This window comes from Mesorhizobium caraganae, from assembly GCF_016836705.1.
Classification (GTDB): domain Bacteria; phylum Pseudomonadota; class Alphaproteobacteria; order Rhizobiales; family Rhizobiaceae; genus Mesorhizobium; species Mesorhizobium caraganae.
The window spans coordinates 47,956-61,732 of sequence record NZ_JAFCGY010000022.1 but is presented as its reverse complement, the minus strand read 5'-3'; the positions used below and the strand labels follow the sequence as shown (position 1 = coordinate 61,732).

The window sequence follows — 13,777 nt, the reverse complement described above, 5'->3', positions numbered from 1 at the left end:
CCGGCCCCGCTGTCACCGTGGCACGGAGGCTTGTCCAATCAAAGCAACGCGCAATCCAATCTCGAGGCGAATGAAGAAAGCCGGCGCTGCCTTTTGCAACCGACGGGCAAATATCGTTCGCGGCCGCTCATCCGCGCCGATCCAGTCTTGCGACCAGCCGGTCGCCGACCCACTGGATGCCGCAGACGAGGATGATCAGCACGATGACCACGGCGACCATGACGCTGGTCTCGAAACGCTGGTAGCCATAGCGGATGGCGAGGTCGCCGAGGCCACCGGCGCCGATGGCGCCAGCCATGGCCGAGGCGCCGATCAGCGTCACCAGCGTCACGGTGAAACCGGCGACGATGCCGGGCAGCGCCTCCGGCACCAGCACCTCGCGGATGATCGTCCAGCGATTGCCGCCCATGGCGCGCGCCGCCTCGATCAGTCCATGGTCGACTTCGCGCAGCGACACTTCGGCGATGCGGGCATAGTAGGGCGTCGCGGCGATCGACAGCGGCACGATCGCCGCCCAGGTGCCGATCGAGGTGCCGACGATCAGCCGCGTCACCGGGATCAATGCCACCAAGAGGATGATGAAGGGCACCGAGCGAAAGCCGTTGATGACGGCGCCAAGCGCGCGGTTCACCCAGATGTTTTCAGCGATGCCGCCGCGCTCTGTGGCGATCAAGGCCAGACCGAGCGGCAGGCCGAAGACCAGCGAGATAAGGCCCGACGCGGCGGTCATCAGGACCGTCTCCCAGATCGAGCGCAGCAGAAGCTCAAACAGAACCGGCGACATGGCCAAGCACCTCCACCCGCGCTTCGCGGGCCTTCAGGAAAGCGATTACTTCAGCGAGATGGCGGGCATCATTGCCCGCCACCGCCACGAACAGCGTGCCGACAGGCTGCTGCTGGACATGGTCGATGCCGCCATGCACGAGGCGGAATGGACCTGGCACCGCAACAGCGAGATCTGATAGCAGTGGGCCCCGCGCGGCCTCGCCGGCAACGTCAATCCTGAGGATGAGCTCGGCACCGGCGCCCGGAAGAAGCCGACCGGCAATCTCGGCCGGCAGCTGCGGGCGGATGCCGCCAAGCAGGCTCCTGGTGATTTCGGAATGCGGCTCGGCGAAGACCGACCACACCGGGCCTTGCTCGACAATGCGGCCAGCGTCGATCACCGCGACGCGGTCGGCGATCGAACGGATCACCTCCATCTCGTGGGTGATGAGCAGGATGGTCAGGCCGAGCTGCCGGTTGATGTCTTTCAGCAAGGCCAGGATCGAGCGCGTCGTCTCCGGATCGAGCGCCGAGGTCGCTTCGTCGGAGAGCAGCAGCGCCGGTCGCGCGGCCAGCGCCCTGGCAATGCCGACGCGCTGCTTCTGGCCGCCCGACAGCGAGGACGGGTAGGCTTTGGCCTTCTCCGACAGGCCGACGAGATCGAGCAGTTCGGCAGCACGCGCCAGACGCTCTGCCTTGGGACGGCCCTCGATCTTGAGCGGCAGCGCGACATTGTCCTCGACCGTCTTGGCCGACAAAAGGTTGAAGTGCTGGAAGATCATGCCGATGCGCCGCCTGAGCGGCTGCAACTCACGCTCGCCAAGCCGGCCGATCTCGCGGCCCTCGATGAAGACGTCGCCGGAATCCGGCCGCTCCAGCCCGTTGAGGCAACGGATCAGCGTCGACTTGCCGGCGCCGCTGCGGCCGATGATGCCGAGGATCTCGCCCTTCTTCACCGTCAGCAAGACGCCGTCGAGCGCAGGCGTCGCGCCGAAGCGTCGCTTCAGGTCGACGAGGCGGACGACATCGTCCTGCCCGGCAGCTATGTTGACCGGATCGGCCAGTTCGGCCGTGACGTGCTGGTTCATTTCACTACCCGTTTCAACGGCACGAAAATGCGACAGCAGCCCGCTCAAAAGCGGGCCGCCTGCTCCTGAAAGCCAGGCGCCGATCAATAGGCGCTGATCCCGGTGCCCTTGTAGACCTTGTCGAACTCGGCCTTGACCGCCTCGTTCTGGTAGGACGCGACCAGCGTCTTCACCCAAGCCTCGTTCTCATTGCCGGATTTGACGGCGATGAAGTTGCGGTAGGGATTGTCGGCCACCGGCTCCTGGGCGATGCGGTTGTCAGGGCCGAGACCGCTCTTCAGCGCCCAATCGGTGTTGACGACCGCCGCGTCGAGATCCTCGACCGAGCGACCGACAATGCCGGCATCGAGCTCCTTGATGACGACCTTCTTCGGGTTCTCGGCAATGTCGGCGGTGGTCGCCAGGATGCCGGTGCCGTCCTTCAGCTTGATCACGCCTTCGTTCTGCAGGACGCGCAGCGCGCGGCCTTCATTGGAGGGGTCGTTCGGCAGGCCGATGACCGCGCCTTCCGGCAGGTCGGCAACCTTGGTGTATTTCTTGGAGTAGAGGCCGATCGGCCAGACGCCGGTGTAGCCGACGCGCACGATATGATACCCTTGAGTCTTGATCTGGTTGTCGAGATAAGGCTGGTGCTGGAAGGCATTGGCGTCGATCTCGCCGCGCTCGAGCGCCTCGTTGGGCTGGGTGTAGTCGTTGAACACCACGGTCTCGACGGCCAGGCCTTTTTCGGCGGCCTGGGCGACGACGACGCGCCAGACATCCTCATCCTCGCCGCTGATGATGCCGACCTTGATCGACTTCTTGTCCTCGGCGAAGGATGGCGTCGGCTGGGCCAGGCCGACAAGTGTGACGGCCGAGGCAAAAAGTGCCGCAAGGGCAGCGCGCCGGCTGATGGCTGAAAAAAGAAGAGTTTTGGAAACGTTTCCGCGTTCGGACATTGTCGATCCCTCGTAATCCTGAAGTCATTGCGGCGAGGCGGAATGCCAAGCCTTGACCACATCATCGGCAATGCTGTGTGCCGGATCAAAGAACCGCGTTTCTTCTCAAACACGAAGCCGGGAATATTCTCTCAAAGATTTCACGTTCGCGAGAACGGCCACGCCCGGTCGATCAGAATGTCTCGACCCAGGGCCGCAGCTCGACCTCGAAACTCCATGCGCTGCGATGCTGGCGATGGACCGCGAAATAGGTCTCGGCGATCGCATCGGGCGACAGGTGGCTATCCGGCCGCTCGGCCGTCCGCTCCGCTGCCGCGATCTGGCCGTCGATGATGAAATGCGCGACATGGATGTTTTTCGGACCGAGTTCGCGCGCCATGGACTGGGCCAGGCCGCGCAGGCCGAATTTCGGCATGGCAAAGCCGGCCGAGTTGGCAAAGCCCTTGATGCTGGCGGATGCGCCGGTGAACAGGATCGAGCCGGATCCGCGCGCCAAAAGCCGCCGCGCCGCCTGCTGGCCGACCAGGAAGCCGCCATAGGCGCCGACCAGCAGCGCCTGCTTGACCGCATCGGCATCGACCTCGGCAATCGGGCCGCGGGTACGACCGCTGGCGTTGAAGACGGCAAGCGCCAGCGGGCCTTGCTTGTCAGCCGCCTCGAACAGGCTGGCGACGGACGCAGGATCGGCGACGTCGGTTTCGACGGCCAGCGCGCCGGTCTCCTCGACCAGCGCCGCGAGTTTGGCCGTATTGCGGGCGGCGAGCACCACTCGATAGCCTTCCCGGGTCAGAAGGCGGGCCAGCGAGGCGCTCAGACCCGCGCCCGCGCCGGCGATCACTGCGACTTCGGATGGCATGTGGTTTCTCCCTGATGATTGATGTGTTCGTCCCATAGCTGGCGTTTTGAGCGGCGAGAGACAAGAACGGCGTTGCTCGATTTTCGCTGTTCAAAGCAAAAGCATTCGTCAGCTCCATAGGGATCTCAAGCAATCGCCCCGGATAGCCGGTCGATGTCAGCGCCGCCCCTCATTGCCCTGCCGGGCATTTCTCCCCGTATAGTGACGGGGAGAAAGAGCTGGCCGCAACGCCGGCGCCCTTCTTGCAGCGCCGGTGATTGGCGAAAGTCGCGACGAAAGCGCCCCTCTCCCCGTCACTATACGGGGAGAGGATGCCGGCAGGCAGGTGAGGGGCAGCGCAAACGTCGCGGGAATTCAAAATCGTGAAACGCTTGCCTTGATCACTAACGGCAAAAGACTTGCCTGCCCGACCGATCCATCCGACACCTTGCTAGAACAGCGATTCGAGAAAAACGACCATGGAACCAATCTGGGCCGTCGGCCTGATGACCGGCACCGTGCTTGACGGCAATATCGACGTCGCGCTGATCAAGACGGACGGCGAGCGCATCGCCGATTTCGGCACCTATACGCTGGCCCCCTACCCCGCAGAGATTCGCGCCCTGCTGGAGGAGACGCTGCGCCAGGCCAGGGCGTGGAATTTCGACGGGCCGGAGCCGGCGATCTTTCGCGAGGCAGAAGAGGCGCTGACGCGGGCGCAGTCGGCGGCGGTGAAAGACCTTGTCGAGAGCTATGGCCTGACCATGACCGATATCGGCGTGGTCGGCTTTCACGGCCAGACCGTGCTGCATCGCGCCCCGCAGCCGGGACGGCGCGGCGACACGCGCCAGCTGGGCGATGGCGAACTGATGCATTCGATCCTCGGCGCCAAGGTCGCATACGACTTCCGCTCGGCCGATGTGCGCGCCGGCGGCCAGGGCGCGCCGCTGGCGGCGGCCTATCACGCAGCCCTGCTCAGGGAAGCGGACGCGAGCGGCGACACGGCGGTGCTCAATCTTGGCGGCGTCGGCAACATCACCTGGTGGGACGGCAAGGACAATGTCGTCGCCTTCGACACCGGTCCGGCCAACGCGCCACTCAACGATTTCATCAAGGCGAAGGGTCTCGGCGAGATGGACCGCGACGGCAGGCTGGGTGCGGCCGGCACCGTCGATGAAGCACGCTTAGCCAGATTGCTGCAGCATCCGTATCTGACCAAGCCCTACCCGAAATCGCTCGACCGCTTCGACTTCGGCGCCGCGATGGCCGACGGCCTCAGCGCCGAGGACGGCGCGGCGACGCTGACGGCCTTCACCGTCTCGGCCGTCGGCAAGGCGCTCGACCTGTTGCCGCGCCGGCCGAAGCGGCTGGCGGTCAGCGGCGGCGGCCGCCACAACCCGACGATGATGGCGATGCTGGCGAACCGCGCCGGCGTCGAGGTGGTGCAGGCCGAAACGCTGGGCTGGAAGGGCGATGCGGTCGAAGCCGAGTGCTTTGCCTTTCTCGCGGTGCGCGTTTTGCGCGGCCTGCCGATCAGCTTCCCCAGTACCACCGGTGTACCGCGGCCGATGCAAGGCGGACGACTGGCAGCTTAAGCGAGCCTTTTCTGCAGGAAAATGCGGCTGCGGCCGGCCGGAAAGTCCGGCAGCGTGCCGAAAGGCCGGTAGCCCTGCCGCTCATAGGCTTTGGCCGCGACGGGATTGAAAGTGTCGATCCAGGCGTTCCGGCAGCCGCGCTTGACTGCTTCGCGTTCGGCGGCATCCAGCATGTCGCCAGCGATATGTCGGCCGCGCAGGCGTTCGTCGACCCAGAGCCATTGCACATAGAGCCAGCCCCAGGCGGTGTAGCCTGAAATGCCCGCGACGACGGCGCGGTCCTCGTCGCGCACGAAGACGGCGACCGCTTTACGGCCGGAGGCGCCGACATCGCCGTCATTGAACGCCGTCAGCCGCTCGGCCAAAAAGGTGAGTTCCTCTGGCGAGGGATCGGCGGTGGTCTCAAGCGTCGTGTTCATCCTGATACGGCTCGCATGGTGAGCCGAACCTCTAGCGAAGGACAGGACAGGGATGCAAGCTTTGCCGCCGCCGCTTACGCCCTGACGGGCGAACGCCATGTCCCGGCCGCGGCTGCAACCAGCATCAGCAAGGCCGCGACGATCGCGCAGGCGGCAAAGCCGAATGTCGAATAAAGCGGCCCGAAGCTCGTGGTGCCGATAAAGACCGCGAGATAGGTGACCGAGCTGTTCAGGCCCATGATGGTGCCGCGGCGCGACGGATCGAGCGCGGTGAGGCGCATCACCAGCACGTTCAGACCGAAATGATTGGCAAGGCCCCATATGGCGATCATGGCCAGGATCAGCGCGAAATTGTTGCTTGCGAGCGCAATCGCGACATAGACGGCGGCGACCAGCAGATAGGCGAAAGGCATGACGCGTCGCGCGCCGATGCGGTCGATGACGCCGTCGAGAAAGGCTGCCGTGCCGAAGCCGGCGCCATAGGCGAGTGCGGCCAGCGCGTTGGCGCTGACGGGCTCACCGAGATCCTGGTGCAGATGATCGCCGAGATAGCCGTAGACGCCGTAAAAGGCGGTCATGAAGGCGGTGCAGGCGATGAGCAGCGGCACGATGCCGGGGATGGCGAGCGCACCGAACGGCGTCGGCGCCGGGCCGCTCTTCCTGACGTCGCTGAGCGAGGTCATCGACAAGGCGGCGAGCGCAATTGCCGAAAGCACCGCGACTACCGCGAAGACGGCGCGCCAATGGACGAGATCGGCAAGCACGGCCGACAGCGAAACGCCGGCGACCATGGAGACCGTCCAGCCGGTCAGCACGACGCCGATGGTGCCGCTTTCGCGGCCGGGCGGCGCGATCGCCGCCGCACTGGCATAGATGGCCGGCATGGCAACGCCGGCGGCAATGCCGGCAACGGCTTGAGCCGCGACCAGCGCGATCACGGTCGGCGCCAGCGCACTGGCTAGAAGTGCAACCGCCAGCAACAGCAGCGCGCCCTGCAGCATGCGGCGGGCGCCGACGCCGTCGATGTAGCGGGCGAGGAACAAAGCGCTGGCCGAGGTGCCGAGACCGAATGCGGCCGACGCGGCCATCACCGCCGGCACGCTGGTGCCGAAGGATGCAGCCACCGCCGGGGCGATCGGACCCAGAACCAGCGAGTTGGAGCCGATGACGGCGATGCAGCCGGTCAGCAAATAGGCCAGCGCCGGGATCGGCGCTGTTGTTGGGAGTGTTGCTGCTTGATGCGCGTTCGTCATAGGGGCATAGTGGCCGAATTAAATTCCGCGACAACAAGGAATTTCGATATGGATGAAGAAACAGATGGTGTTCTGCAGAACAAGCCTGTCGCCCGCGAACTGGACGCGATCGACCGAAAAATATTAGGCGTGCTGGTCGACGACGCCACGGTCAGCTACGCCGAACTTGGCGAACGCGTCTGCCTGTCGCCGCCGGCGGCGCATGAGCGGGTGAAGCGCCTACGGCGCAGCGGTGCCATCCGTGGCACAGCGGTGATCATCGACCCCAAGGCGGTGAAGAAGCCGCTGCTTACCTTCGTGCATATTGACACCAAGGGTTGGGGCAAGACGCCGGAGCTGATGGCGGTTTCCCAATATCCTGAGGTCGAGGAGATCCATTCGGTGGCCGGCGACACCTGCATGTTGCTCAAGGTCCGCACCGAGGACACCAGGGCGCTCGAAGGCTTGTTGGCGCGTCTCTACGAAACGCCCGGCGTCACCTCGACGCGAAGCTATGTCGTGCTGTCGACCTATCTCGAACGGCCGGTGCAGCCGGGCGTCACGACGGAATGGCCGACGCCCCGGCACATGGCAACGCCGCTGTACTAATCTGGGTCATCTTCGTCTTGCCGGAGCCACAACAATCCTTCACAAACGGCACCCTATACTGATGCCAGGCATTGATTTGGGGTGACGAGAGGCGCGGCTTGGAATTCGACCTGAAAACCATCGAGGCGCTGGCCCCCGATCAGGCGTCGCTGAGCGCCGCCTCGAAACTCACCAAGCGTTCGAACTGGCCGAGGCTGGAGAAGAACGAGCAGCAGGCGCTGATCTGGGGAGAATGCCAGGGCTCCGGCTCCAATCCCTATCGCACCGTGGTCGACACTGGCGACCACGGCTACAAATGCACCTGCCCGTCGCGAAAATTTCCGTGCAAGCACACGCTGGCGCTGATGTGGATCGCCGCCACCGCGCCCGCCAGCTTCACCGCTGCCGAGTCAACGCCGGAATGGGTGAATGACTGGCTTGGCCGGCGCCGGAAGACGACACCCCAGCCGGCCGCTGCAAAGCCGGGCGCCGAAACCGGCGCGTCCGGCAAGAGCATTGGCGAGGCCTCGCAGCCGGATGAAGTCACCGCAATCGAGGACGCTGCCGCAGCGGAGCGCCGCGAGGCGGCACAGCGCAAGCGGGCGGAAGACACGCGGACAGCGGTGGCGGGAGCGCTGGACGAACTCGACCAGTGGATTGCCGACCAGCTGCGGCTCGGCCTTTCCGCCTTTGCCGATGCCAGCAGCGAGCGCTGCCGCCGGATCGCCGCCAGGCTGGTCGACATGAAGGCGACCGCGCTTGCCGGGCGCATCGACGAGATTCCGGCGCGGCTGATGGCGCTGCGCAGCGAGGAACGGCCGGATGCGGCGATCCGCGAACTCGGCAAGCTGGTGTTGCTGGCCAAAGCCTGGCGCTCGACACCGGACGATCCCGAACTGAAACGGCTGGTGTCGGCGTCCGAGACCCGCGACCAGGTGCTGGCCAATCCCGATGCAAAACAGGTCGACAGCCATTGGGAAGTCATCGGCGAGAAGATCGAGACCCGTCGCGACGGTCTTGTCAGTCATTCGACATGGCTGCTCGACCTCAAGTGTCCGACGCCGCAATTTGCGCTGCTGCTCGATTTCTTTCCCGCCTCGGCCGGCCGTCGCTCGGCTGCGTTCACGCCCGGCGACCGGTTCGATGCAAGGCTGGTGTTTTACCCGTCGCGCCAGCCGCTGCGGGCGCTGGTGGCGGAGCGCAAGGGCGATGTCGTGTCCGGGGCCTGGCCGGATTTCGGCCTCGACACAATCAAGGATCCGCTCGCCGCGCATGCATCGTATCAGGACGCAGCGCCATGGTGGACCGACTGTCCGCTGATGCTGCCGGCCGGCGCCATCCTCCTCGATGAGCGCGGCGCGGCCTGGTGGCAAGCGGCGCACGACCCGCAAGGGATCGCCCTGCCTGTCGCCGGAACCGTCGATCAGACCGTGCTTGGCCTCGATCTCGCGGCCACGGCAGCACTTTGGAATGGTGCGCGGCTCGATCTGCTGGCCGCGCAAAGCGGCTTCGGGAGGCTCGACCTGTCATGAACGAGCTTGAGCAGACCGGCCTGGCGACGATGCGCGACTGCTGGATCACCGGCGGGACCACATTCGATCTGGCGCCGGCCGCATGGAAGGAAATCGCCGCCGGCGCAAGCCCGGACGAACGCGAACGGCAACTGCTTGCGATCGCGGCGCAAGCGCTCGATGTCGGCTTGCGGCCCGCCGCGCCGAAGACATTGAAGCGGCGCCCGCCGCTGCCAAGGCTTGGCCTGCCGATGCTGCCGGAGCGGTTGCGGCCACTGTTGCGCGCTACCCTGAAGCACGCCGCCGATGCGCGGCGCAAGTCACGCGTGGCGACACTCGTCGCCAGCCGCGGCTACGTGCTGCATCCGATGGACTGGATGCCCTCCGCGTCGGATCAGAACAGCCCCGACGTCTATGCGCCGTGGATCGACTGGCAGGCCAGCGTGGAGGGGCTGAAGATCGCCCCGCAGGAGCAGCTGACGGTGCAGAACTGGGATGACTTCTATCCTGCCGCGCGCCGCATCGCGCTGGGCGAGATGCGCCGCCGCGATCCGGCGGCGGCCCGTTCGCTGATTGAGACCAAGGCGCCGGGCGAACCGGCGGAAGTCCGGCTTACACTGATCGAACTCATGCATTTTGGCCTGACGCCCGCGGACGCGCCGTTCCTGAAAAGCCTGGCCGCCGACCGCTCCGGCAAGGTGCAGGAACTGGCAGGGCGGCTGCTGGCAAGGCTGGGCGAGCACGGCCGCGCCGGCGACGGTGGAGCCGACGATCCCGTTGCCGAACTCGCCGCCTTCATCGCAGAAGGCAAATCCGGCTTCATCCGCCGCCGCACCACCTACACGCCGGCAAAGCTGAAGTCGGCTGCCCAAGAAAGTCGGCGCGTCGACCTGTTTGCAAGCTGCTACCTGGTCGACCTTGCCGCGCGCTTCGGTAAAACAGAGTCCGATTTCATCGGGGCATGGCAATTCGGTGTCGACGACAGAGCGGATCTGTCTCTCGTTCGGATGGTCGCGGTATCCGGCAGCGATGCCACGGTGGCGCTGTTGGCGGACACGCTTGTCGCCGAAGGTGGCAAGCCGGCGCTTTTCGTCTTCCAGCTCATGTTGCGTCTGGACAGCGGCAGGAAGCGTACTCTGATCAGGCAGATCCTGAAGGACGCGCAGAATCTTGAAGCGCTCAACCTGGTCGAAGGCGCCGAAGCAAGCTGGCTTGAATGGGGCGATCTGACAAATGGCAAGGCGCTGTCGGCACTGCGCTCCAAGGTTGCGGGAAACGACGAGCCCGCGAAGCGAAGCGCGGAGCACGCCCTGGAAACGATAGGCTTTCTTGCCACTGCGGCGACAGCGGAACGACTGATCGGCGACATTGTTGCGGCCGGCATGCCGCCGGCGGCGGCTTCGCTCGCTTTTCTGCGCCTCAATGCAGCCCTGACGGGAACCAACACATGACAATCCGGAGAACAGCACCATGAACGCAGCTATCCGCCTCCCGGTCGAGCAGGCCTATGCGTCCGAACTGCAGGCGCTGGCGCGCAATGACGACCGCCAGAAGCCGGCGGGATGGAGCCTGTCGCCAAAGGCCGTGCTGACCTATCTGCTCGGCGGCAAGGCCAGCGACGGCACCGTGATATCGCCGAAATATGTTGGCCGCCGCCGACTGATGGAAACCGCTGTCGCGACACTCGCCACCGACCGCGCGCTGCTGCTGCTCGGCGTTCCCGGTACCGCCAAATCCTGGGTGTCGGAACATCTCGCCGCCGCCATCATGGGCGACTCGACACTGATCGTGCAGTGCACGGCCGGCACCGACGAGAACCAGATCCGCTATGGCTGGAACTATGCCCAGCTCTTGGCCAAGGGGCCGAGCCAGGAGGCGCTGGTGCCGACGCCGCTCTATCGCGCCATGGAGAGCGGCAAGCTCTGCCGGCTGGAAGAGCTGACCCGCATGGGCTCCGACGTGCAGGACACGCTGATCACCGTGCTGTCGGAAAAGATGATGCCGATCCCGGAACTCAACAGCTCGATCTACGCTCAGCGCGGCTTCAACATCATCGCCACAGCGAACAACCGCGACAAGGGCGTCAACGAACTGTCCTCGGCGCTGAAGCGTCGCTTCAACGTGGTGGTGCTGCCGCTGCCCGAAGACATGGCCGAAGAGGTGGCGATCGTTTCCAAGCGGGTCGACGAGATGGCCGGCGGGCTCGACCTGCCGGTGCCCAAAAATGTCGGCGAGGAGATCGCCCGCGTGCTGACCATCTTCCGCGAGTTGCGCTCGGGCGCGACCGCTGACGGCAAGGTGACGCTGAAGACGCCTTCGGGCTCGCTCTCGACCGCCGAGGCGATCGCCACCATGGTCGGCGGCCTCAGCCAGGCGGCGTGGTTCGACAGCGGCAAGCTCGGCGCCGAAGGCCTTGCCGCCAGCCTTGTCGGCGCCATCATCAAGGACCCGGTGCAAGACAAGGTGGTGCTGGAGGAATATCTGGAAACGGTGCTGAAGAAGCGGCCCGATTATGCCGGCTATTACGCGGCGCTGAACGCAGCGATCTGAGGTCATGAGCGACGTCGCCTATTTCGGCATCCGCCATCACGGGCCGGGCTCCGCCGCCAGCCTGATGCAGGCGCTCCGGGAGTTGCAGCCGGTCGCGGTGCTGATCGAGGGGCCGAGCGATGCGTCCGCCCTGCTGCCGCTGCTGGCGCGTCCGGAAATGCAGCCGCCGTTGGCGCTGCTTTGCTATCCCGAGGACGATCCGGCCGCGACAAGCTTCTGGCCATTCGCCGAGTTTTCGCCCGAATACCAGGCGGCGGTGTGGGCGGTGGAGAACAAGGCGGCGTTGCGGTTCATCGACCTGCCGTCATCGGCGCGCTTCGCGTCGGCGACGGAGAGCGCCGACAAGACCGATGAGGCCGACAAGGCCGAGCCCAAGGAGGAAACCCGCGAGGATGGCGAGGCGGCTTCGCATCGCGATCCGATCGGCACACTGGCTGCGGCCGCCGGCTATGAGGACGGCGAGAGCTGGTGGGCCGACATTATCGAGCAGAACCCGCAGCCGGGTCCGATCTTCGCGGCCATCGCCGATGCGATGACGACGCTGCGCGATGGCGAAAGCACGATCGCGCCGTTCGAGGCCAAACGTGAAGCGCATATGCGGCTGGAAATCGCTGCCGCGCGCAAGGAGTTCGACGGACCGATCGCCGTCGTCTGCGGCGCATGGCACGTGCCGGCCTTGCAGGCCGCGCACACGCAGAAGAACGACCAGGCGCTGATCAAGGGAATTGCCCGGCGCAAAAGCACGATGACATGGGCGCCATGGACGGGACCGCGCCTGGCGCTGGGCTATGGCTATGGCGCCGGTGTCGTCGCGCCGGGCTGGTGCAAACATCTGTGGCGCACGCGCGAGCGGCGCGATGCCGCGACGCTTTGGCTGGCGATGATCGCGGCGGTGCTGCGGACCAAGGGCCATCTGGTCTCGACGGCGTCGCTGATTGAGGCCGAGCGGCTTGCGCGCACGCTGGCCGCCATTCGCGACCGGCCGAAACCCGGCTTCGAGGAATTGCGCGACGCGGCGATCGCGGCGCTGTTCAACGGCGAAGCGGTGCTGTGGTCCCTCGTTGAAGCCGAGCTGCTTTTGGGCGCGGATGTCGGCGAGATCCCACCCGACACGCCGCTGGCCCCGCTGATCGAGGATCTGCAGCGCAACCAGAAAGCGGCACGGCTGAAGCCGGAGGCGCTCGAGCGCGAACTGTCCGTCGATTTGCGCAGCGAAAGCGGGCTGTTTCGCTCGACATTGCTGCACCGGCTGAACGTGCTCGGCGTACAGTGGGGCAGGCTGGCCGACGCCGGCCGCAGCCGCGGCACCTTCCGCGAAAAGTGGACCCTGGCCTGGGAGCCGGAATATGCCGTGCGCCTGGTCGAGAACCTGATCTACGGCCCGACCATCGAAAAGGCGGCCAATGGCCGCCTGATCCAGATGCTCGGCGCCGCGGCCAGCCTCGACACGCTTGCCGCACTGGTCCAGAGCGCCATCACGGCTGACCTGTCCGAGGCCTCGAACGCCGGCCTTGCGGCGTTGGAAGCGCGCGCGGCGCACAGCAGCGAATGCCTGGAAATCCTGGCCTCGCTGCCGCCGCTTGCCGACATCATCCGTTACGGCGAGGCGCGCAAGACCGAAACCAACCGGTTGTCCGGTTTGTTGGAACGGCTGATCGTCGAGGCCGCGATCGCCTTGCCTTATGCGGTGCGCGATCTGGACGAACAGGCCGCCACGACATTGGTCGGCGCGGTGCGCAAGGCGGACGCGGCGATCCGCCTGGTCGAGCCTGGCGAAGACGTGCTCGACGCCTGGCGCAATGGACTGACCGGCGTGCTGGAGGGGCAGCGTTCGACGGCGTTGCTCGCCGGCTGCGCGGCGCATCTGCTCTACGAGGCCGGGCAGCTGTCGGCCGAGGACGCCGCCGGACTGCTCGGGCGCAGGCTGTCGCCGGGGACGCCGGTCGCGCAGGCGGCGGGTTTTTTCGAAGGTTTCTTCAGCACTGCCGGCCAGCGGCTGATCTATGACGAAGGTCTGCGCGGCGCCGTCGATGCATGGCTGAAATCGCTCGACGAGGATGCTTTCATCGCACATCTGCCCCTCCTGCGCCGCGTCTTCTCCAACCTGGACAGCATGGAGCGCCGGCGGCTGATCGAGGCCGTGCTCGGCCGCACCGCCAGGCTGCCGGCCGGCCTGACCCCGGCGCCGGATGGTGGCGAGGCCTGGCGCCGGCACCTGGAGCGGCTTGGCCCCCTGCTTGCGAGCGGAGCGTGACG

Annotated in this window: 12 protein-coding genes; 6 read left to right on the top strand and 6 right to left on the bottom strand. The window is 66.0% G+C overall.

What is annotated here, in order from left to right; genetic code table 11:
* Positions 1 to 127: 127 nt before the first annotated feature.
* The 4 genes from JQK88_RS26525 to JQK88_RS26510 form a co-directional block, all read right to left on the bottom strand.
* Positions 128 to 784: a methionine ABC transporter permease gene (locus JQK88_RS26525; protein WP_192256054.1), complete on the bottom strand. Its 657-nt coding sequence runs from the start codon at positions 782 to 784 to the stop codon at positions 128 to 130.
* Complete coding sequence (locus JQK88_RS26520) at positions 765 to 1,853, bottom strand: methionine ABC transporter ATP-binding protein (protein WP_192256052.1); 1,089 nt, start codon at positions 1,851 to 1,853, stop codon at positions 765 to 767. The genes JQK88_RS26525 and JQK88_RS26520 overlap by 20 nt, the downstream gene beginning before the upstream one ends.
* Positions 1,854 to 1,936: 83 nt before the next feature.
* Complete coding sequence (locus tag JQK88_RS26515) at positions 1,937 to 2,791, bottom strand: MetQ/NlpA family lipoprotein (RefSeq protein ID WP_192256050.1); 855 nt, start codon at positions 2,789 to 2,791, stop codon at positions 1,937 to 1,939.
* 172 nt (positions 2,792 to 2,963) lie between these two features.
* Entirely contained in the window at positions 2,964 to 3,647 is a 684-nt protein-coding gene (locus JQK88_RS26510; protein ID WP_203279949.1) for an SDR family NAD(P)-dependent oxidoreductase, read from the bottom strand.
* Between the two features lie 458 nt (positions 3,648 to 4,105).
* Between JQK88_RS26510 and JQK88_RS26505 the strand changes: the two genes are divergently transcribed.
* Positions 4,106 to 5,221, top strand: a complete 1,116-nt coding sequence (locus JQK88_RS26505) for an anhydro-N-acetylmuramic acid kinase (RefSeq protein WP_203279948.1) — start codon at positions 4,106 to 4,108, stop codon at positions 5,219 to 5,221.
* On the opposite strand, the gene JQK88_RS26500 is transcribed toward JQK88_RS26505, so the two are convergent.
* Entirely contained in the window at positions 5,218 to 5,640 is a 423-nt protein-coding gene (locus JQK88_RS26500) for a GNAT family N-acetyltransferase (protein WP_192256044.1), read from the bottom strand. The two genes, JQK88_RS26505 and JQK88_RS26500, sit on opposite strands and share 4 nt — an antisense overlap.
* 74 nt (positions 5,641 to 5,714) lie before the next feature.
* Entirely contained in the window at positions 5,715 to 6,893 is a 1,179-nt protein-coding gene (locus JQK88_RS26495; protein ID WP_203279947.1) for an MFS transporter, read from the bottom strand.
* A 48-nt stretch (positions 6,894 to 6,941) separates the two neighbouring features.
* Between JQK88_RS26495 and JQK88_RS26490 the strand changes: the two genes are divergently transcribed.
* From JQK88_RS26490 to JQK88_RS26470, 5 genes are all read left to right on the top strand, one after another.
* Positions 6,942 to 7,481: an Lrp/AsnC family transcriptional regulator gene (locus JQK88_RS26490; protein ID WP_112565886.1), complete on the top strand. Its 540-nt coding sequence runs from the start codon at positions 6,942 to 6,944 to the stop codon at positions 7,479 to 7,481.
* A 98-nt stretch (positions 7,482 to 7,579) separates the two neighbouring features.
* The gene (locus JQK88_RS26485) at positions 7,580 to 8,992 is read left to right on the top strand and encodes an SWIM zinc finger family protein (protein WP_203279946.1); all 1,413 of its coding nucleotides are present in this window, start codon (positions 7,580 to 7,582) and stop codon (positions 8,990 to 8,992) included.
* Complete coding sequence (locus JQK88_RS26480; protein ID WP_203279945.1) at positions 8,989 to 10,422, top strand: DUF5691 domain-containing protein; 1,434 nt, start codon at positions 8,989 to 8,991, stop codon at positions 10,420 to 10,422. Before JQK88_RS26485 ends, JQK88_RS26480 begins: the two co-directional genes overlap by 4 nt.
* 19 nt (positions 10,423 to 10,441) lie before the next feature.
* A complete protein-coding gene (locus tag JQK88_RS26475) occupies positions 10,442 to 11,521 on the top strand; it encodes an ATP-binding protein (protein ID WP_203279944.1) in 1,080 nt (359 codons plus the stop codon).
* 4 nt (positions 11,522 to 11,525) lie between these two features.
* Positions 11,526 to 13,775 (top strand): DUF5682 family protein, encoded by a 2,250-nt coding sequence (locus JQK88_RS26470; RefSeq protein WP_203279943.1) that lies wholly within the window; start codon positions 11,526 to 11,528, stop codon positions 13,773 to 13,775.
* The last annotated feature ends 2 nt before the right edge of the window (positions 13,776 to 13,777 follow it).

Bases quoted from the DNA above. Each gene is read 5' to 3' on its own strand.
- JQK88_RS26525 (WP_192256054.1), bottom strand. From the start codon at position 784: ATGTCGCCGGTTCTGTTTGAGCTTCTGCTGCGCTCGATCTGGGAGACG.
- JQK88_RS26520 (WP_192256052.1), bottom strand. From the start codon at position 1,853: ATGAACCAGCACGTCACGGCCGAACTGGCCGATCCGGTCAACATAGCT.
- JQK88_RS26515 (WP_192256050.1), bottom strand. From the start codon at position 2,791: ATGTCCGAACGCGGAAACGTTTCCAAAACTCTTCTTTTTTCAGCCATC.
- JQK88_RS26510 (WP_203279949.1), bottom strand. From the start codon at position 3,647: ATGCCATCCGAAGTCGCAGTGATCGCCGGCGCGGGCGCGGGTCTGAGC.
- JQK88_RS26505 (WP_203279948.1), top strand. From the start codon at position 4,106: ATGGAACCAATCTGGGCCGTCGGCCTGATGACCGGCACCGTGCTTGAC.
- JQK88_RS26500 (WP_192256044.1), bottom strand. From the start codon at position 5,640: ATGAACACGACGCTTGAGACCACCGCCGATCCCTCGCCAGAGGAACTC.
- JQK88_RS26495 (WP_203279947.1), bottom strand. From the start codon at position 6,893: ATGACGAACGCGCATCAAGCAGCAACACTCCCAACAACAGCGCCGATC.
- JQK88_RS26490 (WP_112565886.1), top strand. From the start codon at position 6,942: ATGGATGAAGAAACAGATGGTGTTCTGCAGAACAAGCCTGTCGCCCGC.
- JQK88_RS26480 (WP_203279945.1), top strand. From the start codon at position 8,989: ATGAACGAGCTTGAGCAGACCGGCCTGGCGACGATGCGCGACTGCTGG.
- JQK88_RS26475 (WP_203279944.1), top strand. From the start codon at position 10,442: ATGAACGCAGCTATCCGCCTCCCGGTCGAGCAGGCCTATGCGTCCGAA.
- JQK88_RS26470 (WP_203279943.1), top strand. From the start codon at position 11,526: ATGAGCGACGTCGCCTATTTCGGCATCCGCCATCACGGGCCGGGCTCC.